Source organism: Bacillus thuringiensis, from assembly GCF_001595725.1.
Taxonomy (GTDB): domain Bacteria; phylum Bacillota; class Bacilli; order Bacillales; family Bacillaceae_G; genus Bacillus_A; species Bacillus_A thuringiensis_K.
Genome location: NZ_CP014282.1, coordinates 3,361,217 through 3,384,421 on the forward strand (window position 1 = coordinate 3,361,217; position 23,205 = coordinate 3,384,421).

A 23,205-nucleotide genomic window follows, 5' to 3' on the forward strand; every position below is an offset into this window, starting at 1 on the left:
TAAAAACTTTAATGAATTGATTAAAAAAGCCTAATTTCTCTACAATACATTGAGAAATTAGGCTTTAAATAGTAATAATAGAATTCATAAACACTGAATAATTTACACATTAGGTTTATCTGTTAATGCAGTAACAATCCTGTCCACTAAGTCTTCGGGTAATCCATATTCCTTATTAACTACAGCCTGTATACTAGCAAAAGAACTTTCATTGTATTTTGATTGCCTTTTTCCTCTACTATCTTTCTCTTTATTTATGAAGTTTTCACGAGATTCATAGTTCATCTTATCTGGTTCTTTAGCAATAGATTGATTGGTGTAAATTATAAAGATACCTAACATCATAATTACACAAATGAAAATCCCTACTAATTTAAGTCTCATTATTCATTTCCTTCCTGCAACTCTTACTGTTTCTCGTTCATAATATCTCAACCATATCAAATTCATATTAATTTGAAGTAAAATTTTGTTCTTAACATATTTCTTAATAGAAAGACTGTATATCCTTCTATTTGTTTGACATCATTAAGATGCTCACAAATAGAAATAAATTCTATTCCTATATATAGATAAATAATCTAAAAATTTATATAATAAGATCAGAAGTATAGCATATTATTATTATTGAAAGGTCTTGGTATAATGCTAGGCATTAATGTAAAAAAAACAAATGAAGAGTTAATTATTTCATGGCAATTGGCGGAGATTATAATTCCATTACGGGATGTGATTGAGGTTACCGAAGATGCTACCTATGCTGGTGTTGAAGAAGTAGATGTAATATGTATTGGAACAGCTTATGGGACAACAGACCGTATTTTAATTAAAACAGTAAAACAAAATTATGTATTGTTTACTACAAATAAAGTTGCTATTTTAAATGCCATTCACGCTTAAATATAGGAGTCTTCTTGGCTAAAATGATAAAAATAAGCACATCTTGTTATAAAAACAGATGTGCTTATTTTTTAATTTCTATGCATTTTTACGTTTTAAGAAAATCACTCCACCAACAATTAATAGTAATGCTCCTGCAACCATAGAGATCCAACTTGTAAGATTAGTACCTGTTTGTGGTAACCATCCAATTTTAGATTGAATTTCTTTCTTAAGTTGTGGTTGTTCTTTTACTTGCTCGTTAGGTTGCTCTGGTGTTGGCGTATTTTTATCTGAATTTGGTTGTTCTGGTTTAGGTTGTTCCGGCTTTACCTCTTTAAATTTCACTGTTTGCCCCTTATCTTCAATTTCAGCGTGAATAGCTACTAATATATTATCTTGATACAGTTCTTCAAATACTACTACTTCTTTACCTTGTAGTTCAGAAGCATTTAATATGAAGTCTAATGTGATAGAACCATTCTTCTCTTTAGCAGTAAACTTAGATTCTACTGTTACTTCTTTACCATCAACTAATAATGGTTTGTTTGTTGCTTTATCCATTAGTTTGCCTTTCACAACGTACTCTTTACCCACGATTAAGTCTTTGTATTCCACTTTATCTTGGATTGTTACAGATTTAGAAACGTCTAACTCTTTAGAACCATCAGCTTTGTTTGTAGCTGTCGTTTTAATGGACGGTTCTACAAATCGAACTGTTTGACCTACATCGTTAATGTCAGCGTGAGTTGCAATTACTTGACCTTCATGTAATAAGTCTTCAAACACGACTACTTCTCTTCCTTGCTGTTCAGCACCAGCGAAAGTAAAGTCTAATGTTACAAAACCGTTCTTTTCTTTTGCAGTAAACTTAGTCTCAGCTGTTACTTCTTTACCATCAATTAATAATGGTTTGTTAATAGCTTTGTTCATTAGTTTACCTTTTACAGTGTACTCTTTACCTACAACTAAGTTAGTATACTCTACTTTGTCTTGAATAGTGATAGAATCCTTTGAATGAATCTCTTTTCCACCATCAGCTTTGTTTGTAGCTGTCGTTTTTATTGATGGCTTAACGAACTTAACTGTTTGACCTTTATCATTGATATCAGCATGTGTCGTAACAACTTTTCCGTCTTTCAGTAACTCTTCGAATACTACTACTTCTTTTTCTTCTAAACCAGTTGCATCAAATGTAAAGTCTAATGTAATAGAACCATTTGCTTCTTTTGGTGTAAACTTCGTTTCAGCTGTTACTTCTTTACCATTTACAACTAATGGTTTATTAGTCTCTTTATTCATTAATTTACCTTTTAAAGTGTACTCTTTACCTACTTGTAGATCTTTGTATTCCACTTTATCTTGGATTGTTACAGACTTAGACGTGTGCATTTCTTTTGTACCATCTGTTTTATCAGTAGCTGTTGTTTTTATTGAAGGAATCTTTTCATCTTTGACAATGTGTTTAATGATTTGACCATTCTCTTTAATTTCAAAAGAGAACGTTTCTTCATTTAATACATAGCCTTTTGGTGCAATAGTTTCGTTATATGTGTATTTTCCAAATGGTAATTTTTCAAATTTAGCGATTCCTTTATCGTCTGTTTTTCCTTTTACTACTTCTTTTCCTACTTCGTTATAAATCGTAAATTCTGCATTTGGAAGCTTGTTATTTCCATCAGCCACATCTACCTTTGTAATTTCTAGATCACCTTTGATAAGATGATTAACTGCCAATAACTCAATAATCTTCCCATGTTCTTTTATTTCGAACACGATTTGTTCTTTAACAAGAACGTAACCGTTTGGAGAAGCCTTTTCTACAAATGAATATTTACCATACGCTAAATCCTTGACGTTAATCTCGCCATTTTTATCTGTCTTATATTTCCCAACTACTTTTCCACTTTCATCTTTCAATTCAAATACTGCACCTTCTAATTTTTTACTAATATCTTCATTATCTACTTTTAGTAATTTTACACTACCTTTCACTTCGGTATTTTCCACTGTAAAAGTAAGTGTTTTATTGTGCTCTTTAATTTCAAAAGGATACTTTGTTTTATTTCCAACATATCCATTAGGTGTTTTTGTCTCTAAGAAATAATATTTACCATACGTAAGACCTTCAACGTTTGCAATTCCATTTTCTTTTGTTACTACTTTTTTCACTTCTTTTCCATCTTCAGTGAAGACTGTGAATTCAACATTTGGTAAAATCTTTCCTGAATCACTAAGCTTTTTAATTTCGATGTTACCTTTTACTTTGTTATTTACTATTTGGACAGCTCCTGTTTCTCCTGTCTTAACTTCAATAGTTTGTGGTTTATCATCTGAAACATAGCCTGTTGGTGCTTTAATTTCTTTTAATGTGTAAGTACCAATTGGTAAGTTGTTTAATTCTGCCATACCATCAGCACCAGTCGTGATTTTTCCGACTGATTCATTATTTGTATTAAAGACCTCAAATACTGCACCAGCTAAAACTTCTCCATTTTCTCCAACCTTTTTAATTTTTAAAGAACCAGCTGCTTCCCAATTTACTGCAAGATCACTACTAAGCTTTTCTTCATTTCTTTCTAATAGTACTGTAGCATTCTGAACAGTATCCGTACCACGGTAAGCAATTGCTTGAACTTTAGTTAAATTAGCAGCAACACTTAAATTAAATTCACCCGTTTTTGTATTCTTAGGAATTTGGATACGAAATTTTTCTCCAACTGAAAGCTGATCTTTCACTTCTCCATTTTCACTAACAATTCTAACTCCATTAGGTGCATTTTTCGCTACTACCTTATAAGAACCACTCTTAGCATTTGTTTGTACTGAATATAGATTTGTTTCGAAGAATTCACCCTTTAATTCTGCTTTTTGCTTTTCAGCAGGAATCACATTCATAAAAACATCTTGAGTCTCTTCACTATTATTAGCATTACTAATAATAGCCTTAGCTGCTTTTTCAACATTTTTATTCTCATGTTTTAATTCATTTACATCGAGTTGACCTAATGCATTCCAAACCGCAAGTTGCGTTGCATAATGCGCTTCATTTTTATTAGCTACTCCCAGCTGTTCAGCACTTTTTTGCGGGAAACCATTTAATAAGACTCTATATACTACATTATCTGTTTTCCCCATTTCAGGAAGATCTTCACCATTTGGTGATTTTAATCCAAGAGTTAAGCAATAAGCAATTTGACCACTTGAATTTTTAATCATTTCAGTGCGAATGTACTTAGCTAGACTGTTACTATAACTCCAGTCCATTGAATATTTCTCATGCGTCATAACCTCTGCACTAGCCCTAGGTAAAAATACATTAAGGAATAATACCAGTACTGATAATAATGTAAAAACTCTTATAATGACTCTCTTACCCAATTTTGTAACCTCCCTAGAATAAATTAATTCGAGTATATATCGCAATATCTAAAACATTCACGATCGACCCAATTATCATTATAAAACAATAAATTACAAATATTAAATAATTTTAATAAAATAGTCAAAAAATTTACACATTTTATTATTTATCAAGTTTTTTAACGAATTTACTATATACAAATTCTAAAACATGCCTACAATTTAAAAGACAAATATGTATGTTAAATATATAAATAGCAATTCCTTTACTCCAATTATTAAGCTTTCCCCCTATTAAAAATAGCCTTTTCATTTTCTTATTAATCTGAGTAATTTATACACCTCTTTTAATCTATTATACTCCTCCATTTAAATATAAAGGTGACTTCTTGTTCAAAGAATAAAGTGAAACTTTAATCCGCCCGATTCCCCTCTAACTTCTTTGCTTTCATTTAATTTTTGGGCGGGAGTCTTACTGCCCAAAAATAGCGGGATATATTATGCAATATTGCATTTGATAATCATTTTCAATGTAACTATAATGATTACAGGATTACTATTAATCCAATATTCTACATGGAGGTTTTATTATGTTTAAAAAAATTATTGTATCTTCTATGGCGCTTACTATGTTCGGTGGAGCTGCAACTATGCTAGAGGCACCTACTGCTCAAGCAGCTTCTTATAACTTAACGTCATCCTCTTACTTTGATGTCACTCCTGAAGAGGCCGTGGCTTTCTATCAATCTCAAGACTATAAAAAATTAAAAGTATTTTTGGATGACTTTGAAGCTAGAAACCCTTATACTCCAGGTGGAGGCTACGCTCAAGGGAGTGTACGTATGCAAAAATTCAACGATGCTCTTAGAGATGCCAAATTAACAAATGTCTACCAAGAATTTATTAGAATCTCATACTACAATCATTATCCAGAACCAAAATAATAACAACGGATAAAATGTTTATTATTTCTATAACTTAGCCTAATTTTAAATGTATAACCTAAAAATAATTACTAAAAACCACTCATATAAGAGTGGTTTTTCTATTTCCCCATATAATGTAGCTAAATGTTACATCATCTTTATTTTAATATCTTTTATAGTAGACATTCTCTCGTTGACACAATCTAGTAGGTTAGCAATGGGGATATCAAAATATATTTATAATTATTTTCTGTTTAATAGCAAAAAACGAACACCCTCTCACAATTAGATAAGGTGCTCGTTTTCATTTTTATCGGTAATTCTCAATTCATTTTAGCTTCTTTCCAATAAGCAAAGATTAAATTAACTTAAAAACAAAGCGTTTTAAATTTAATTCATAGATCTTACTGAAACTTGGAATTGCCCCTTAGAACCATCATCATTTGAAACGTAAATTTTATATTTTCCATTCGGTAATGGAGATAAAGCATTCCGTACATTTGTAACATTAATTTGTTGTTCTCCAGGTTTTATATAACCACCAACAATTAGCTCTGTATTTGGACCTTTTACACTATATCCCATTGTATTTTGACCATTATTTTTCATAGAGAAGCTTAAGTCAGTACTCCCATCATATACGAAAGAAGTTACAGCCTCGCCGCTATAATCCATTGTTTGAGTTAATAATAAGTCTGCAGAAACATGTTCAACTACATGAATTGGATCATTCGTTTTGTGTACTTCTTCAGCATAAGTATTACTCTCTAACACACCAAGTGTTAATGCTGAAACTACTCCACAACTAAGCACTAGTTTATTTAACTTCATTTTAAGTTCCCCCTTGATGTTTGTATTCTATTACCATCATACATCCTTTTTTAAGTGCGTTTTTATGTAATAATTCATATCTATAAACCTATATATCTTAACTTTTCACCTTAATAGTTATTGAGAAAACCACATAGATAAAGCTACAATATTACACTTCATAAAAAACATGTAAATTTTAAAGTCTTTTTCTAACAAAGTTTTATACGAGTAAGTACCAAAATAATCAAATAAATAGCATTTCTATTTCAGATAAAATGTACTAATAAAATTTTTCTAAAATTTCACTTTGTAATTTGATATATTCCATGTTAATATAACGAAGGCTACAAAACAGGAGTCACCACGCATATCATTTTTACAGAATATTCATACTTAAAAAGACTTATTTTATCAGTAACTCAATCCAAATTTCACCTATACAAAAGTTAGTTTATGATTTCATATGTACATAAATTTAAATAGATTTTTTATCTATTATTTTTTTCTATTTTCCTTATCAATTTTAATACGAGTAATATAACAGCACTTTTCAAGTACCCTTCCTTTTTTAGATAAAAAGTCTACTAATACTAAACATCTATGTCCAACTCATACATAATTCTACTTACAAACTATCGGAGATGCAAAACTATGGGAATTTCTACTCTTTTATTAAATACCTTTATTATAATAATTTGTATCCTTAGCTATCACGTATTTTGGCTAGAGTTTAAAGAAAAAATAACATGTAATAATATGTTATTTTCTATCCTTTCCTCCATTGCTATTATTTTTTGTATGACTTTTCCTTTTCATTTACATGTCGGATTTATTTATGATTTACGTTTTATTCCTATAATATTGGTTTTTCTATATGGAAATACAAAAAACATTGTTTTTATAGGAATTTTATATCTTTCTTATCGGTTTTACTTAGGCGGAAATGGCGTTCTTCCATCATTTATTATCTTCACTATTATTTTGGGTATAACAATGCTCTTTCGTTACTTATTACCTATGTATTTTAAAGAAAAAAAGATATCACTAAGCTTACTTCTTATTTTAGTATGTACAGCTTCACTTTCTATTTGCGGTATTGTAACTCAAATAAATACAGGAGGTAAAATAGACTCTACTCTCATAGAATTTTTATTAAATTATATAGTCATTAATATTTTCACATTATTATTATCAGTTTATTTTATAGAGGAAATGATTGAGAAATATAAAATGAAAGAAAAACTGCAACGGGCTGAAAAATTTTATATAGCTAGCGAACTAGCAGCTTCAATTGCACACGAAATCCACAATCCACTAACCACGGTACATGGATTCACTCAATTATTAAATGAAAAACATGCCTCTAAGCCTTCTCAGGATCAATACTTAGAAATCATGTTAATTGAAATGCAGCAAATACAATCTACTATTAATAACTATTTATCTTTAACCAAACCACAGAACACCCTAAAAGAAAAAATAGATATTAATCACATTTTAAATCAGGTGAAAGATACTATTTCACCACTCGCTCTATCATACAAAGTTGAAATCAAACAAAATAGTACAGATTCCTTTTATATAAATGGGGACCCCGAAAAATTCAAACTCTGTCTAAACAACATCATCCAAAACGGAATTGAAGCTATGAAAAATGGTGGATTATTACAAATAAATATACAAAAAGTAAAAGGAAATATCATAATTGATATTATTGATTCAGGAATTGGGATGTCATCTCAACAAATAAAACGAATTGCTTTGCCATTCTATTCAACAACAGAAAAAGGAACTGGGCTTGGTACTATGATTGCTTATAGTATTATTAGAGAATTAAACGGAGATATAGAAATAGAGAGTGAATTAGGGAAAGGGACACGCTTTTCTATTAGTATCCCTTGCTAACGTGATAACAATTTTCTGTTTAGTTAATTACATAAGCGCATTTTAAGAATCCCGTTAGCTAGCTAGCTTACTTATTAATTATCTTAAATTTATGTGTGTTAATTAAAACTAATAAGGATCAGAGCTTATCTATTGTTACAGATATACTCTGATCCTTTAGTTTAATTCAATTAAAAACACTTAATATTTATAACTTTTCTTACATCGTGATGAAATATTAGTTCATCGATTTTATCTCATTTACTGATTAGACTTGTTTAATGTAAATATAATATCTCGCGACACTTAATTTGTTATTATCATTAGGGACATTTCCTGCAGCTGTTTTTTCATTAAAGTACAGACCTTTTTCCATTCATTGAAAAAGGCAACTACCCTTTTACTACTTCACTTCCACCGTATAATTCCCTGTCCCCCCGCCATACTGATACACATGTAAATAATATTTTCCAGGATACGTGTAGTAACTACCTACTAGTTTATTCCCTTGTTGCTGAGCATACGTAACATAATTATTTAAATCTGCTTCAGAATAAAGTACCCAGTTCATTCCAATATTATTTTCATTCGTTACGTTAATTTGAAGATTTTTAGCAGTCTCCACATTAATTTCAAAGAAGTCACTTGTATCGCCATTTCCTAAACTAGCACGTAAAACTTGATTTAACTGCAGTTTGTTTGCTGTTTGGAATGAGTTATTCGGTTCTTTTTCTACACTGTTATCTTCTTTCTTTTGAACAGTTACAGTCGCTGTAGCAGTATTAGTTGCTCCTTTATCGTCTGTTACCGTTAATTTCGTCGTATACGTTCCTTCTTTTGTATATACGTGAATTGGATTTTGCTCATTACTTACTGCCCCATCACCAAACTCCCATTTATATGAAGTAATTTTCCCATCTTCATCTTTTGATCCGTCGCTTTTAAATGAAATTGCTTCATTTACATTTCCACTATACGGACCGTTTATAACTGCAACTGGTGCTTTATTCTCTGCACCTTCTTCTGTATTAATACCGTGGAACACAACATCATATTCAAATTGTCCTGATGCATTCACGCGATAATTTACGAAGTATGCTGTTACTGTTTTATAGCCTGTCCATTCCTTTGCACTTAAACGTTTTAACGTATCATTAACGTTTTGTGTAATTGTTTTCCAATCTTCATATTCTCCTTTTACTGTAGTTCCTGTATATGTTCCTTGTAGTGTGAATGTATTAAAGAACTGTGATTTATTTTTCTTCACTGATACATTTTTCAATTTTGCTTCCGCTGTTATTTCTGCCGCAATATCTGAAACTCGCTTCGATGCATGATTCGCTAAATAATCGTCTGATACTAATGGCACATTATATTTCTCACGATTATCAACTAGCATTTGCATATAATCTTGATATTCTTTATTTAAATTCGCATCTTTACTTAATGTAGAGCGATATGCATCATATGCTGTTATATCATTTTTCCTAATAAGATCATGTATTTTATCGAACATATCATATCTCTTATTGTACATATACGATTGTAAAGCAAAGGAATAATTATAGAAATCCCACGTTCCATACTTTGCATTTAACGTTCGCTCTGCCGTATAACGCTCTGCTGGATTTGAAGATAATCCTCCTATAATACTCTTTCTCGGTACAACATTATCCGTTCTCGTTGCCCCTGCAAAAAATTCAGCATTCCCTTCTTCAAACCAAGATAACCTTTCATTTTCATATATTTTCCCTTGTCCCCATAACCCTGGTACTTCATATCTACCTTGTAAATAATGCGTGAACTCGTGTCTGAATAATTCTTCTAAACTATAAATACTTTCTTCTAGCGTACGCTCATAAGTAAAGAACGTACCTGTTCCTTCTATATAAAGACCACCGTTATTCGTTTCATAACCGTACAATTGACGATTAAATTGATATTCTGCTGGGCTATTATAAATAACCATCGTTAATACATCATCAGGATTTCCTTTTTCTAAAGGTTGATCACTTTCAACCGTACGATGGAATTGTGCCTTCACTTCTTTTGCCGCCCAATATAAACGTTTTACTTTTTCTTCTGTCACTTTATCTCCAGCTTTTAAAACAATTGCCCCATCATCAAACGTATACGTTTTTGGCAAATATTTTTTCTTTCCCTCTTCTCTTATTTGATCTAAATTCACCACGTTACCATTTGCATCTTTTCCGCCATAATTCGTTGCGATTTGCTCAGCAGCTACGAAATATTGCTCCCCTAAATACGGGTAAATTTTCATCGCATCTGTTACAACTTGTAACCCTTTCGTTCCTGTATTATGGAACATACCGAGTCTACCTGTATAATAAATGCCATTATTAATAAGCCAACCGTTTTTTTCTGTAATCGTTCCCATTAATGCAAAACGACTTAGTTCATTAATATAACTATCTATTTTCTGATACCATACTGTATCTTTCGGTTCTTTCCTCGTATCGTACAAATACGATTGAATGTCGTAATCAATACCTTGCATAATATCGTAAATAGCATTTCCAGCTGAAAGATTATCTACTAATGTAGAAAAATTATCATTATATTGTTTAAAAATCTTTGCAGCCGATGTTATCGTTTCCACATCACTCGAAGCGTTTCCTATCAACTTTCCGTATGATGATACCACTCTATTTTGCTCTAATGTACCCAGCTTGAAATTTGAGTTGTTAGCTATCGCTTTTAATGCGGGTAAGCATTTATCATGATAACCCCGTTCATTTAATTTACTAAGTTCCGAATTATAAAATCCTAAATAAAATCCTGAACGTAATACCTCCACTAATGTCTCAATCCCTTTTGAATCATCCTTCGTATAGGCTTGTCCTTGCTGCTTCAATTTATCAATAATCGCCTGCATCCTACTATCATTTTGATAGAATGCTAGACTGTCTGTATTAAACTGAAATAGCCCCGTAATTTGCTCCCAATCAATTGTTACAAGTAAATCTACTAACTGCTGATTGCTTAATTGATTTAATTCAGCAATTGTATAAGTTTTCGCTACAGCTAATTGCTTACTTTCTTTTTTCACCTCAGGTGGTCTTTGTGATAAATCGGCAAATTGTAGCCTTTTCTCAAAAGACTTGCTTTCGAGCACTTTCGATGAATGAGCTAATTCTTGTACTGGTAGTTGTACACCGACTGGCTCCATTTTGAGCACATTTCGATAAGAAACTTGCTCTCCCTTAGTATCTTCTGCCAAACTTCCCCCTTGAAAACTCCCTAACATTAAACTAGCAAAACTTACCCCTGCTAACATTTTCTTTGAATAGCCTTTCATGCTCTCCCCTACCTTACATTTTTAGTGTCCCGCTCCATTATTTTACTATTTTCACTTTATGTCCTGTATTGAGAAAAAATAAGGTAACGTTCACACATGTATTCATTCCATGTAAAATTAACGCTTGACTTTCCGTACATTTTATATCAAAAAAAGATAGATAATAGCAAAATTCCTGCTACATCTATCCTCATTTTCAACACTATGATTTTAACTTTATAAACGTAACTTCCGGTAATGTTTGCATATGCTGAATAAACTCATTCTGTTCTTCTGACGATATATTTTTCAGTTGCATCCCTATCTTATAAACAGTTTCTGTACCTTGCTGTGAAGCTTCCACCTCATATGAGAGTATTGGGATGCCTTTCACTTGTAGTGTTTCCAATACTTGTTGTACCGCTTCATGTTTGTTTACAAACATTTGCACTGTAATATTTTGTGGAAATAAAAATTGCACCTTAAAAATACGACTTACAATTTCTAAACCAATTAAAACGAGAATCGTCGCTCCAATGCCTACTACATACATTCCTGCTCCAATTGCTAATCCTATGCCGGCAGTAGCCCATAAACCAGCCGCGGTCGTTAATCCTTTCACCGCCTGCTTTTGAATAATAATTGTGCCTGCACCTAAAAAACCAACTCCACTAACGACTTGCGCTGCAATCCGACTTGGGTCTAGAGACGTATGCTCTTCATACACAATATCTGAAAAGGCATATTTCGAAACAACCATTATTAACGCACTTCCTACCGCTACGAGGAAATGAGTCTTTAATCCAGCTTCTTTCGATCGAATTTCTCTTTCAATACCAATCATTGCTCCTAACAAGCCAGCAACACCGATTCGTATAATAAAATCAAAATCTACACTCACGGGCACTTCCCCCTTTCATTCATTATAGATAGATAAAACAAAAATTATCACAAATATCCATTTATCAACATGAAAGAATATCACTAAAATAAACTTAATACTCCGACCGTTTTATGTTAATATTTTAAATATTAACATAAAATAAATAACTCCTAATTTTAAACCTTCACTAATTTTCTAAAAAACCAAAGGTGGATTACATGAAATTAGGTTGAGAAATTATGGAAAACGCTTTCATTTTGTGTCATAATTTTTTATAAAAACTACATAAATAAAGAAGCTTACTAACAATGAACGTCTCGTTACTTACACCTACTACTGATTTACAAGAAGAATACTTAGATTTCTATAACGAATGGAAAGATAGCGATGAAAAAATGATCCCGTGGGTTATCTCAAAAAATCCTGCCAACTTCCCAGCTATGGTTCAAGAACTTCTCGATGCGCATAACGGAATAAATATCCCTGAAACTTGGGTACCAGACTCTACATATTGGCTTGTTACAGATGAAAATAAAATTGTGGGAGTTGTTAATATACGTCATAGTTTAACCGAACATTTATTTAACGCTGGCGGTCATATTGGTTATGGCATTCGCCCTTCTGAAAGAAGAAAAGGTTATGCTACGAAGTTACTAGCATTATCATTAGAAAAAACGAAGGAATTAGACATCACGAAAGTACTTGTCGTTTGCGACGCAGTGAATACCGCTTCTGAAAAAACAATTTTACATAACGGCGGGATTCGTGATGATGATTTCACTGAGGAAGATGGGAATGTAGTAAGAAGATATTGGATTGAGCTATGAATGATCACAAAAAAGCGAGAAAGTGATTATACACTTTCTCGCTTCTTTTACACTGCTTCTATTTCAAACTGCACTGTAATACCACTTGGATCTACCACCGCAAACCCATTTGTAGTTTCATTTATTTCATGTTGTTTTTCTATTAATCTTTCTTTCACTTCATCTAATGCTTCTTTATGCGGTAGTACAATCGCATATACCTTTAGTCCAGTTGCATGTACTGGTGGATGTGGATTGTTTACTCCGTTCCACGTATTTGCACCAATATGGTGATGATATCCCCCTGCTGAAATAAATAAGCAATCCTCTTCACGCTGTTGTACTTCAAAACCTACTGTTTCCACATAAAATTCATGTGATTTCTCTACATTAGCTATTCGTAAATGTACGTGCCCAACGACAGTATTAGCAGGCAAACCAGCAAACTCATAATCAACAAGTGTTGCCAATTCTTTTAAATCAAGTGGTGTACTTCCTCCTGGCCCTTCTCCCCATCGATCGCGCGGACGGTCTGCATAAATTTCAATACCATTCCCCTCTAAATCTTGCAAATAAAAAGCTTCGCTATATGTATGATCACTTGCACTATTAAACCTTGAAATTGGTAAAATTTCATTTGAATATGTATAACGCCCTTCTTGCTCAGCCGGGCTGTCAATTACATTCTTATTACGAAGAACCCCAAATAGCGCAGAAGCAAAAGCTTCACGAGTCGGAACTAAAAAGGCTACATGATATATACCAGTCGTACGCGGTTCTTGCAGTACCCCTTCCTCTAACTTTTCAAGAACAAGTAACGCGTTCTTTCCACCTTTTCCAGATAAATATGCTTTATTTTCCTCTTGCTTAATTACTTCTAAGCCTACAACATTTTCATAAAAAGCAATTTGACGCTCTAAATCTTTCACTTTAAATTCAACATGACCAATACGTGTTTTCGGATGAATTTGTACCATGAATAACTTCATCTCCTTATCCCTATATTTTCCCATTACATATAACCGTTACTATGAAGGATACAAGTAAAATCATCCTATGTAAATAATAAAAGTCAGAATTTACATACATTTTTATTTTCATAATAAAAAATGCACCTCCAATTGTTAGACTGTGTCTAACAATTGGGGTGCACTTCATTTTAACTTTTAGAAAAGGTGGCTTTTTAACTCTTATCTCATTTTATGTACTTCAGCAACTAGCTTTCCACCCTGAATGCCCATATAAAGCTTCACAGGTGCATCATTCGTATTTTCAAATACTAAATCTAAATATGGATATGCAATTGTAGCATCTCTTCCTTGTGGAACATAACCTACCGTTTTAGAATGTGTAGTTCTCTCCACCATTTTCAGGCCAGCTTGATCTGCTGCATTGTATAAAGTTGAAGATGTTTGACAAACACCACCGCCATATCCATCTACTAATTTACCATCAACTATTTCTTTCCCTAATTGATATCCTTTATCTGGTGTTGTATCACCGATTAATGAATTAAAAGAGAAACGGTCTCCTTTTGCTAGCACAACTCCATTTATGCTCGCTGCTGACAAACGAATATTCTCAATACGGCCACCTGTTGAACCACCTAAGTTCGTTTCATATCTACCAATTACCGTACCATTTCCTTGCGCATCACTTAATGTTGCGACTGGTTTTTTCTCCACGATCGGCAACTGATACGTAGCATCCCACATACCAACATTTAACAATTTATCTACTAATTCTTTTTCCATTAATTCATAAGAAGGTTTTCCTTCTTGCCAACTTCCATCAGGTGCTATACGTGAAGGAACCATTTTTTTGTCGACGCTTTTTCCAACCTCACCAACAACCTTTGTTACAGACTTTTTAAATTTCGCTTCATCTTCAAAATAGCCTAAACTAGATAAATCTAATTTTTTCACTTCAGTACCAGTTCGACCATCAACTAAACTAATAGTATTCTGCACTTCTGCTTTAGCCTCTACAGTGTGCCCACCAATATCACTTACCAATGCAACATCACTTACTTTTGCACCACAGCCACTCATTATAGCTACACATAACACCCCAACTAATATACCCTTTACTTTACGGAACAATATACTCTCTCCCTTTCCCCAACATCACTATTATGTATTTATTTCATTTTTATGTATGTTTTGTTACAATCATTTTACAATATGTTTATAAAATGTTACAAGTTATTTTTCACTCTATATAAATTACTCTTTTCTTTTACAAATGTCTATACATATTTACATAAAAGTTTGAGCTTGATAGAATTGTAACTTTTATGTAAACTCCCCTTTTATCCAGTATATACCATTAACCAAAAGAAATACAAATTAAAAACCCTCAAGCTATTTTTTATAAAGTGAAACTTTAATCAGTGGGGGTCTTACTGCCCAGCAAATAGCACGATAAAGAGAAATCCCTCAATATAAATAGGTATTTGCCGTGTCACCGCTCCGCTTTTGCACATACATTATGGTGAATTCAACCTATTTTAAAGAAATGGAGGATGTTATTATGTATCCCTACAATCCATATGATCCATATAATCAATATGCGTACCAACAACCACAGTATGACTTACAAGCACAATACCAATCTTATATAGATCAAGCAGAGCAAACGAATTCATATGACCAAAATAGACAATTCCAACTTCCAATCTCTTTTCCTGGCACTGGAAATCGTCAATTAGAAAGACGCGTAAATGAGCTTGAACAAAGAGTACGTCGACTAGAAAATACAGTTGAGCGCCATACACGTAGACTAAACCGCTTAAACCAACGTTTACGCACAGTAGAAAACAGACTAAACATTCCATTCGCAGCATTAGAAGACGGATTTTAATCGAGAAAATAAAAATTATATAAGGAAGGGGCTCCCCCTTCCTTATATAAATTGACGAAAGTTTTTTCCATCTCTATACTGATAAGAGTTAATGAAATGAAACAAGGTGATAAATATGGATTTTGAAATAAATTATCTTTCCTTTTATGTTGTACAAGTAGAAGGAAAAGGTGAAGCAGTTGATAAACGCTACAAACATTTTCAAACTTTAGACGCTGAAGAATATGAAGATAGCTCATTAAAAGAATTTTTGAATGGTGAGTTATTAAAAATATCAAAGCGAAAAGTAGAACGTCATGCAAAAACAGAACAAGCCCCAACAAAGATTGGTCGCTTTATTGTAGAAGAAGGACACGAACTGGATTCAAACCCTCATTACAACCTTTTTAATCGTATTCGCTTTGCAGAAACAAAGGAAAGCTTTAAAGATATGAGCGAACCTCTCGTTTATACATATCTTGACACAAGCGCTGTACGCGGAGGTGTATTTTTAATTGCACAGGCAAAACTACGCAAATACTTTGATGATCCATTCGTATTCGTAATGAAATGTGACTTCGAACCAAAGGTGGCTTCTATTTCTGATGAATCAACACTGATTCGTAACGTTGAAATGGCCATCACAACAAAGAATATGAAATCTATCCAATATCCGTACATGCCTGAAGAAGGTATGGTTGAAGTAGGCGAACTAAAAATACACCAAGCATCACATGCCCGCTACTTCGAAGACTTCTTAAAATTTGTCGAATATGAACGCTCTATGCCTGAAATTATGAAAACACAGGTAATGGACATGGTATACGACCAAATTGAAGATGTATTTGAAGAAGGTACGGAAGAACGCGAACAATTCGACCAAGCGATGGAAGTATGGGCTGCCAGTCCGAAACGCGAAATTATGGAACAATTTTCAACCGAAGAGGTAATGGAAGCAACCGCTCAAATCGTCGAGCACGCTCCTGAAGTGGAATTAAAGCTAAAAGCAGACCATATCTCTGTAAAGGCCCTGCTTGCTGATTTCGGGGATCAAATACATATTGCGAAGGTAAATGACCGATATGTACTTATGATTGAAGCAGACACACTTACGTTTGAAAAAGGCTTCTCTCCTATTGAGTTTCTGAAGCCAGATGAGCTGCAAGATGTGATTGAGCGGATTGAGAATAAGCAGCAGTATTCGTTTGATCCGAGCGGTATTGAATAAATACTTCCATATAACTATTTTTACTGAGCGCTTTTAACAAGCGCTCTTTTATTTTAGACTTAGTTGACATTTATATTAAAAACCGATTCTACTAAGAATCGGTTGCTCTGCTTTATAGCAAAATATGTTTATGTTTAAAATTTTTTAATCTAAGATGAAATTTGTTGCAGAATCAAGTAGATTCTTTCCTTGTTATACAAGCGTATTTCCATTAAAGATATCTGCTTCAATATTTCTAGTTGATTAAACCCTTCTATAAGTTTTTTATGTTGTTCCTTTTAGTCACTATGTATGTTCTCAAAATTAAAACTTCACTTCACTACCTCAAATTTATTGTACTCGTAAAAAGATAATTGAAAACGATATTCCGGATGTTCTCTTACCCAATCGTAGGCTTCTTCTAAAATTTCCATTTTGTTTTGCAAGTCATTAAGTTCACTACATTCGTCCTTTTTCTGTTTGCACAGAGGGCAGAATCCATTCACTATTTCCGCACTCGTCGCCCTAATAGTTTTACTTTCTAAATCAACTACTAGACGAAGAATAAAAGAATGCTCTTCTTTTGTAGTCACCTTCATTTCAGCAATCCCATCCTCATTCCAAAAGACACCGTTTAATTCCATCTTTACTGTGACATCTTTAATATCCAAGTCTACCACTACCACACCTCCCTTGTACAAAACTCAATCTTACTCTTCTATTTTAAACTTTAATACACCACAACTTAAAGAGATATTAAGTTTTTTCCAATTCTTCTTTACTATGAAAGAAAGTGTAGTTAATGCTAATTGTGTGGTAAATATTATCCCAAAAACTAAAACAGTTAAAATGTTAAAGATTGTTTCCATTAAACTACACTCTTTTCTTTATATATATTTTTATTTTATTAATACGGTTTAAAACTCTTATTACGTCTTAACACTCCCTAAGCAATTATAATGCGCAATCACAACAACAAGTTGATGCCTATTTAATATCAATACGCTGTTATTACATGTATGTAGTTAGAGATGGAGAAGAAATTCATTTAACCTCTGTATTCTCCTCCATTTCAGCCAAGTATCTAATCTGCCTTTCCGCTTTTCTAACCGCCGTACGAAAATGTTTTTTCAGCAGTTCTACTGTATTTTCACTTATATAATATCTTTCCGTTATACTTTCCCACGTGTCACTACTTTCAAATGTACTCCATTCAAAAAGGCGTTCTGTATCTTTCTTTAGTTCTTTAAACACCCATTTTCGCATCTTTTTTTTCGCTTTTTCTGTTAGTTTTCCGTTTTTTACAAGTTCAAGTTCACCATGTCTTTTGTATCGCTTATTAATATCTCTCTCACTATACACTTTAAGAAGTATATTTGCTGTATTTTCGGCATCTGCTAAAGCACGGTGCTGTTTCCCTTCCCACGTTAAAGCGAGCTGTTCTACCGCAAATTGTAAACTTGGCGTATGTTCAAACAATTCCTCATATGCTTGGAAAACAAATTTTTGCAAATCAATTCTACTTTCTTTTTCTATACTTGGGCATTCAACACCATGTAATGTACAATCATGAGATAGAAAACGATAATCTTCTTTTCCCCATGAAACAAATATAGAATCTTCGCCGATGAACTGAATAAATTTCTCTATAATTTGAGGGAATTTTTCTACACCCATTAAATCTTTCTTCGTAATACCGGTTAATTTTGTTGTATGACGAGTTAATCGTGCACTTGGTTTTACTAACTCCGAAAATTCTTCGATTATCTTCATTGTACCTATTTCTATTTTTACAGCTCCGATATCAACTATTTCTGACGGATCTTCTGATTTATACGGTCTGAAATTCCTCTCAATATCAAACACAATGTAATGTGTAGCGTTTTTCAATTTATTTACCTCTTTCTAAATTCCTTTTCACACAAACACTTTATTTTCAGTATTTATTTATTTATGTACTTTATACAAAAATACCCAAAAAAATAAATGAAAATTCAGTCTTGTTATGATATGTAAGTAGGAGGACATCTATAAAAATGCAAAAAAAAAGAAGGGCGAGCCCTTCTTTTTTCAAAAATTACTTCTTGTTTACGTTAGTAGCTTGAGGTCCACGGTTACCTTGTTCTACTTCGAAAGTAACTTCTTGACCTTCTTCTAAAGTTTTGAAGCCTTCGCCTTGGATAGCTGAGAAATGAACGAATACGTCTTCTCCGCCTTCAACTTCGATGAAACCGAAACCTTTTTCTGAGTTAAACCATTTTACTTTACCGTTTTGCATGAAAAAAATCCTCCTACAATGTACCTATATGTACATATTCATTTTCAACCACCTTACAATAATAAGCCAGATATTAAAAAACTGCAACCCCTGAGGAGATTTAACATTGCTATCCTCCTCGGAAGTTACAGCTCATTTAAATCTCTATATTATTAAAAGTAAAATGGTTTAAATATACTATATCATATCAATATAATAAAAGTAAAGTTTTTTTCTTAAATTATTTTTCGTTCCCACTGCATTGCTTTTAATTCGCCTGATCCGGCTACTACATAACCATCTTTTTGATTAACAATGCGCCATCCGTGCCCTTTAACTGAATCACATACTGTAACAATACCTTCGTCAAGAAGCACACGGCACACACTACTAATACCCGCCTTATTTTGTGTTGAAGTTGTATATAAAACATGTTGATCTACACTTAAGTCTAAATAACTACTTGCTTTCTGCTCACTTTGACATGTATGCCAATATATTTTTTCACTCACAATACTTTCATCTATTTTACAATAAGAAATATTCCCGCTAACTCCCTTGCACGATCCACTTGCCGCTACTAAATAAGAATTGTGTAAAGTCAACGCGGAGATCATTTGATTCATCGCAATTTTAATCCTCTTTAATTTACGTGTCTTCAAATCAAAGAGCCAAACACCACCATATTTAGCATGTATTTTCGTACCAATAAATAAGTAATGCTTATATAAAAATAACGATCGAATAGACGGTGCCGCACTGCCATACTCAAGAAACGGATGAATAGTCTCCCATGTCGAACCGAAATTATTAGAAAGATACAGCGTTTTTTCTCCATGAGCAATGACAGTTCCTTGTACATTGCTACATACATTCCAACTCGTTGCTTTTGTTGGAAAACGCTGAATTGTCCAGTTCTCTCCACCATTCATACTACGAATAAAAATCCCTTCGTCACCTACACCATAAACTACATTATCTTCGCTATGTAAATCCCTAATTCGTTTTTGAAAACCATTTAAAATTCGTTTCCATTCTCCGTCTTGTTCAATAAATAAGCCATTATATGTAGTAGCTAACAACAGTTTTCCATCTCTTAACTTTGTAATAGCAGTTGCACTTAACATTGTCTCCACGTTGACACTCCCATTCTTAGAACTTCTCAGCAAATGCAATTGCAAAATTACTGCATTTTTCAACATCCTCTTCATCTTCTGGAGCTAATTCAATTTTCAATCCTTCTTGTACAAGCTCTGCACCACGTTCTACAAGTTTCTCTTCAAATATCGTTACCGCTTCACAAAACAGTTCATACGCCGTATCTCCTGATCCGAATACCGCTACTTTTTTCCCTGATAAATCTATATTTTCTAAGTCATCATGGAAATCTTCCGCTTCAAATGGTAGTTCACCATCTCCCCACGTATAAGATCCTAAAATGATTCCATCATAAGCTAATAATTCTTCAGCATCCATGCCTTCCATCTCTTGCAATACTACTTCATGATCAAAAGCATCTAAACTAACTTTTATTAAATCAGCAATACTCTCTGTATTTCCTGACATACTTGCATAAGCTATTAAAATTTTCGCCACTTCGGCATCCCCCTCTTACAATAAATGATTCTCATTCTCATTATATTAATAATGAGAATCAATTTCAATTGATTTTTTCTACTTTTATTTACATTACTTATTTCAAATAAAGTGAAACTTTAATGAGTAGGAGTTTTGTTCATCCCCCACTCATTATTAGTTGAACCAATCGGACTTTTACGGGCAGCAGGGCCCTCACCTAACTTCTTTGCTTCCACTGAATTTTGAGGTGGGGGGTCTTACTGTCCGGCAAATAGCGGGATAAATAAAAAAGCACAGATGACTATACAATCATCTGTGCTTTTTTATTACTTTTTAAAAATACCAAAAGGCTTTCCTACTGGTAAAACAACTTTTCCAAAGTGTGTATTTAACACTGCTGCTGCTGAACCATAGAAAGATAATAATGAAATAAGAAGTTCAGAATATGCTGCTAAATTATGCATTGCGTGCGGCATAACACCTAAAGTACTTAATGAAAGACCAATAAATAAGAAATCAATAAGGACAAAGATCATAAATAATACTTTATGTGTTTCCATTGCACCAATCGTCATAAAGATTGTGAAAATCAAATATCCGATAAAGGCTACACCAAGCTGTTTTGAATCTGCAGCTTGTGCTAATTTTTCGCCAAATACTCCAAGTTGAATTAACCAAGTCATTCCAACACCTAACCAAAATAGGCCGTACGCACCAAATGCTGTCGTACCGAATGTATTGTTATGCTTTGCATCGTGAATGCAAGCAAAGATTTGTGCAAATCCTCCTAAAAAGATTGCCCACGGTAATACAAGTGAAACGCCATCTGTTAAGCCTAACTTTTGAGATGATGCTACAAGTGTTACCATCGCTAATCCAAATAGACCAATTCCAGATGGATCCGCTGTTGTCATTTTCACATGATGTGTAGTAGTTTGATTGCTCATATAAACCTCCTGATTATAAACATACTCGAATACAATACTTAAATCAGAAGCCTATGTCAATGGTTTTTTTTGTATGTTGTCAGACGTTATATTTTATAATGATTAAATATATTTCCGACCACTTCATAAGGCTTTATATTCACTTTTTCCAACTCGTTTATCGGTAGCCATAACGGAATATAACTTCCTCTACCTTCCCGCTGAAATTCCTCAGCTGTTCCACTTCCGAACACTCCGCCTGTAATATAGGCATCATAATAATATTCATTTCCTTTATATTTTACCTTTGCAATAAGGTGCTCCACTTTTATATGTAGCCCTAATTCTTCATATACCTCTCTTTTCGTTGCCTCTTCAGGCGTTTCACCTTCCTCAACCCCTCCGCCAGGAAAAACATAATATGTTTCCTCTTCTCGAATACGTTTTATAAGAGCAATTTTCCCTTCCTGTACAATGATAGCCGCCCCGCGATTTCTTATCATTTTATTTCCTCAATACGAATCGCGACTGTTCCCCACTCTTTTTCTTGTTCTTTCGTATATATTTTGTATGTACTTTCTAACATTTCCTCTAAACTATCATTCTCACAATCCAATAATTTTTTATCAATTTGTTCATACATAGATTTAAAGCTCTCGTATCGCTTTATTTCCGTTACTTTTACCGTCATCATTTCCGTCGTCGTAAGATTCGTAAATACGATTTCATCGCCTTTGTTTATTAGTTGACGTTTTTTATTGTATAGGCGTACTTCATATACTTTTTTTCCTGATTGAATTGACTGAAACGGTTTATTATATAAACCCATTTCGTATCGCATACATCCCACTCCCTTTTGTTCATTTCACCTATTAATACAGTTCACATTACTACATCTTGCATATAATATTCCATACGTATCGCTTAATTGAGAAAGGAGGCTGAAGAAGCATGTTATATTTAAATCAAAAACCTGAATATAATAAATATGATATTGGTGATTATACTTATAGTAAAGTAGGGCCAACCATTTTTTCTTGGAACGATGAAACAAAATTAAAAATAGGTAAGTTTTGTTCCTTAGCAGAAGAAGTCGTTTTCATACTTGGCGGTGAACATCGAGCAGACTGGATAACAACTTATCCATTTAATGCACTTTTTGATGAAGGAGCACATATTACTGGTCACCCTTCTTCAAAAGGTGATATCGTAATTGGCAATGATGTATGGATTGGTTATCAATCCTGCATTTTATCTGGTGTTACAATTGGTAACGGGGCCATTATCGGCGCCAGGAGCATTGTTACAAAAGATGTACCCCCGTATGCAATTGTAGCTGGTAATCCTGCAAAATTTGTTCGATATCGTTTCCCGCAAGAAACGATTGACAAACTAGAGAATCTCGCATGGTGGGACTGGGACATTTCTGTTATAAAAGGAGCCATTCCATTACTACTCTCCGACAAAATCGACGAATTTTTCACCTCACCCAAAAAAGAATCTACATGATCAATACAGAAAGAGCATCCTTTTTTCCGGATGCT

The 23,205-nt window shown here is 33.3% G+C and carries 21 protein-coding genes and 1 pseudogene; 7 read left to right on the plus strand and 15 right to left on the minus strand.

The features are described from left to right. Positions 1–150 precede the first annotated feature (150 nt). Positions 151–384 (minus strand): annotated as a pseudogene (locus tag AXW78_RS16665) (hypothetical protein); the annotation flags it as partial. 261 nt (positions 385–645) lie between these two features. On the opposite strand from AXW78_RS16665, the gene AXW78_RS16670 reads away from it, so the two are divergent. Further along, positions 646–900 (plus strand): SunI/YnzG family protein, encoded by a 255-nt coding sequence (locus tag AXW78_RS16670; RefSeq protein WP_061884458.1) that lies wholly within the window; start codon positions 646–648, stop codon positions 898–900. Between the two features lie 78 nt (positions 901–978). On the opposite strand, the gene AXW78_RS16675 is transcribed toward AXW78_RS16670, so the two are convergent. Next, the gene (locus AXW78_RS16675; RefSeq protein ID WP_061884459.1) at positions 979–4,260 is read right to left on the minus strand and encodes a VaFE repeat-containing surface-anchored protein; all 3,282 of its coding nucleotides are present in this window, start codon (positions 4,258–4,260) and stop codon (positions 979–981) included. Positions 4,261–4,832: 572 nt separating this feature from the next. On the opposite strand from AXW78_RS16675, the gene AXW78_RS16680 reads away from it, so the two are divergent. Beyond that, positions 4,833–5,186 carry a hypothetical protein gene (locus AXW78_RS16680; RefSeq protein ID WP_061884460.1) on the plus strand — a complete coding sequence of 118 codons (354 nt, stop codon included), beginning with the start codon at positions 4,833–4,835 and terminating at the stop codon, positions 5,184–5,186. A 372-nt stretch (positions 5,187–5,558) separates the two neighbouring features. Here the strand turns inward: AXW78_RS16680 and AXW78_RS16685 are convergent, their stop codons facing one another. Continuing rightward, entirely contained in the window at positions 5,559–5,999 is a 441-nt protein-coding gene (locus tag AXW78_RS16685; RefSeq protein ID WP_061884461.1) for a hypothetical protein, read from the minus strand. A gap of 633 nt (positions 6,000–6,632) precedes the next feature. Here AXW78_RS16685 and AXW78_RS16690 point away from each other — a divergent pair. After that, positions 6,633–7,886 (plus strand): ATP-binding protein, encoded by a 1,254-nt coding sequence (locus AXW78_RS16690; RefSeq protein WP_000513015.1) that lies wholly within the window; start codon positions 6,633–6,635, stop codon positions 7,884–7,886. A 382-nt stretch (positions 7,887–8,268) separates the two neighbouring features. On the opposite strand, the gene colA is transcribed toward AXW78_RS16690, so the two are convergent. Continuing rightward, positions 8,269–11,184 (minus strand): collagenase ColA, encoded by a 2,916-nt coding sequence (gene colA, locus AXW78_RS16695; protein ID WP_061884462.1) that lies wholly within the window; start codon positions 11,182–11,184, stop codon positions 8,269–8,271. A gap of 202 nt (positions 11,185–11,386) precedes the next feature. Then, on the minus strand, positions 11,387–12,064 hold the full coding sequence (locus tag AXW78_RS16700; RefSeq protein WP_000109731.1) for an MgtC/SapB family protein: 678 nt from the start codon (positions 12,062–12,064) through the stop codon (positions 11,387–11,389). A 290-nt stretch (positions 12,065–12,354) separates the two neighbouring features. Between AXW78_RS16700 and AXW78_RS16705 the strand changes: the two genes are divergently transcribed. Next, positions 12,355–12,873 (plus strand): GNAT family N-acetyltransferase, encoded by a 519-nt coding sequence (locus AXW78_RS16705; protein ID WP_061884463.1) that lies wholly within the window; start codon positions 12,355–12,357, stop codon positions 12,871–12,873. A 47-nt stretch (positions 12,874–12,920) separates the two neighbouring features. Here AXW78_RS16705 and AXW78_RS16710 read toward each other — a convergent pair whose 3' ends face one another. Together AXW78_RS16710 and AXW78_RS16715 are read right to left on the minus strand one after the other, a co-directional pair. Further along, the gene (locus tag AXW78_RS16710) at positions 12,921–13,829 is read right to left on the minus strand and encodes a VOC family protein (RefSeq protein ID WP_061884464.1); all 909 of its coding nucleotides are present in this window, start codon (positions 13,827–13,829) and stop codon (positions 12,921–12,923) included. Positions 13,830–14,042: 213 nt separating this feature from the next. Next, complete coding sequence (locus AXW78_RS16715) at positions 14,043–14,954, minus strand: VanW family protein (protein WP_000488974.1); 912 nt, start codon at positions 14,952–14,954, stop codon at positions 14,043–14,045. Between the two features lie 430 nt (positions 14,955–15,384). Between AXW78_RS16715 and AXW78_RS16720 the strand changes: the two genes are divergently transcribed. Further along, positions 15,385–15,714, plus strand: coding sequence for a hypothetical protein (locus AXW78_RS16720; protein WP_000283713.1), 330 nt, complete (start codon positions 15,385–15,387; stop codon positions 15,712–15,714). Positions 15,715–15,829: 115 nt separating this feature from the next. Beyond that, entirely contained in the window at positions 15,830–16,921 is a 1,092-nt protein-coding gene (locus AXW78_RS16725) for a DUF3900 domain-containing protein (protein ID WP_000345055.1), read from the plus strand. Between the two features lie 311 nt (positions 16,922–17,232). Here the strand turns inward: AXW78_RS16725 and AXW78_RS16730 are convergent, their stop codons facing one another. From AXW78_RS16730 to AXW78_RS16765, 8 genes are all read right to left on the minus strand, one after another. Continuing rightward, a complete protein-coding gene (locus AXW78_RS16730; protein WP_000227979.1) occupies positions 17,233–17,580 on the minus strand; it encodes a hypothetical protein in 348 nt (115 codons plus the stop codon). Between the two features lie 364 nt (positions 17,581–17,944). Further along, on the minus strand, positions 17,945–18,790 hold the full coding sequence (locus AXW78_RS16735; protein WP_000786428.1) for an exonuclease: 846 nt from the start codon (positions 18,788–18,790) through the stop codon (positions 17,945–17,947). Between the two features lie 187 nt (positions 18,791–18,977). Next, positions 18,978–19,178 (minus strand): cold shock-like protein CspB, encoded by a 201-nt coding sequence (gene cspB / locus AXW78_RS16740; RefSeq protein ID WP_001179150.1) that lies wholly within the window; start codon positions 19,176–19,178, stop codon positions 18,978–18,980. Positions 19,179–19,393: 215 nt separating this feature from the next. Next, a complete protein-coding gene (locus tag AXW78_RS16745) occupies positions 19,394–20,293 on the minus strand; it encodes a WD40/YVTN/BNR-like repeat-containing protein (protein WP_061884465.1) in 900 nt (299 codons plus the stop codon). A 16-nt stretch (positions 20,294–20,309) separates the two neighbouring features. Beyond that, positions 20,310–20,753: a flavodoxin gene (locus AXW78_RS16750; protein ID WP_001062755.1), complete on the minus strand. Its 444-nt coding sequence runs from the start codon at positions 20,751–20,753 to the stop codon at positions 20,310–20,312. A gap of 308 nt (positions 20,754–21,061) precedes the next feature. After that, a complete protein-coding gene (locus AXW78_RS16755) occupies positions 21,062–21,682 on the minus strand; it encodes an acetate uptake transporter (protein WP_000070938.1) in 621 nt (206 codons plus the stop codon). 86 nt (positions 21,683–21,768) lie between these two features. Next, a complete protein-coding gene (locus AXW78_RS16760; RefSeq protein WP_000620833.1) occupies positions 21,769–22,164 on the minus strand; it encodes an NUDIX hydrolase in 396 nt (131 codons plus the stop codon). After that, on the minus strand, positions 22,161–22,502 hold the full coding sequence (locus AXW78_RS16765) for an ASCH domain-containing protein (protein WP_061884466.1): 342 nt from the start codon (positions 22,500–22,502) through the stop codon (positions 22,161–22,163). Before AXW78_RS16765 ends, AXW78_RS16760 begins: the two co-directional genes overlap by 4 nt. 110 nt (positions 22,503–22,612) lie before the next feature. Between AXW78_RS16765 and AXW78_RS16770 the strand changes: the two genes are divergently transcribed. Further along, on the plus strand, positions 22,613–23,170 hold the full coding sequence (locus tag AXW78_RS16770; protein ID WP_000966299.1) for a CatB-related O-acetyltransferase: 558 nt from the start codon (positions 22,613–22,615) through the stop codon (positions 23,168–23,170). Positions 23,171–23,205: the final 35 nt, after the last annotated feature.

Excerpts from the sequence above, each read along its gene's own strand:
- AXW78_RS16755 (WP_000070938.1), bottom strand. The coding sequence starts at position 21,682 with ATGAGCAATCAAACTACTACACATCATGTGAAAATGACAACAGCGGAT.
- AXW78_RS16710 (WP_061884464.1), bottom strand. The coding sequence starts at position 13,829 with ATGGTACAAATTCATCCGAAAACACGTATTGGTCATGTTGAATTTAAA.
- AXW78_RS16720 (WP_000283713.1), top strand. The coding sequence starts at position 15,385 with ATGTATCCCTACAATCCATATGATCCATATAATCAATATGCGTACCAA.
- AXW78_RS16680 (WP_061884460.1), top strand. The coding sequence starts at position 4,833 with ATGTTTAAAAAAATTATTGTATCTTCTATGGCGCTTACTATGTTCGGT.
- AXW78_RS16765 (WP_061884466.1), bottom strand. The coding sequence starts at position 22,502 with ATGCGATACGAAATGGGTTTATATAATAAACCGTTTCAGTCAATTCAA.
- AXW78_RS16690 (WP_000513015.1), top strand. The coding sequence starts at position 6,633 with ATGGGAATTTCTACTCTTTTATTAAATACCTTTATTATAATAATTTGT.
- AXW78_RS16670 (WP_061884458.1), top strand. The coding sequence starts at position 646 with ATGCTAGGCATTAATGTAAAAAAAACAAATGAAGAGTTAATTATTTCA.
- AXW78_RS16725 (WP_000345055.1), top strand. The coding sequence starts at position 15,830 with ATGGATTTTGAAATAAATTATCTTTCCTTTTATGTTGTACAAGTAGAA.
- AXW78_RS16760 (WP_000620833.1), bottom strand. The coding sequence starts at position 22,164 with ATGATAAGAAATCGCGGGGCGGCTATCATTGTACAGGAAGGGAAAATT.
- AXW78_RS16685 (WP_061884461.1), bottom strand. The coding sequence starts at position 5,999 with ATGAAGTTAAATAAACTAGTGCTTAGTTGTGGAGTAGTTTCAGCATTA.
- AXW78_RS16770 (WP_000966299.1), top strand. The coding sequence starts at position 22,613 with ATGTTATATTTAAATCAAAAACCTGAATATAATAAATATGATATTGGT.
- colA (WP_061884462.1), bottom strand. The coding sequence starts at position 11,184 with ATGAAAGGCTATTCAAAGAAAATGTTAGCAGGGGTAAGTTTTGCTAGT.
- AXW78_RS16705 (WP_061884463.1), top strand. The coding sequence starts at position 12,355 with ATGAACGTCTCGTTACTTACACCTACTACTGATTTACAAGAAGAATAC.
- cspB (WP_001179150.1), bottom strand. The coding sequence starts at position 19,178 with ATGCAAAACGGTAAAGTAAAATGGTTTAACTCAGAAAAAGGTTTCGGT.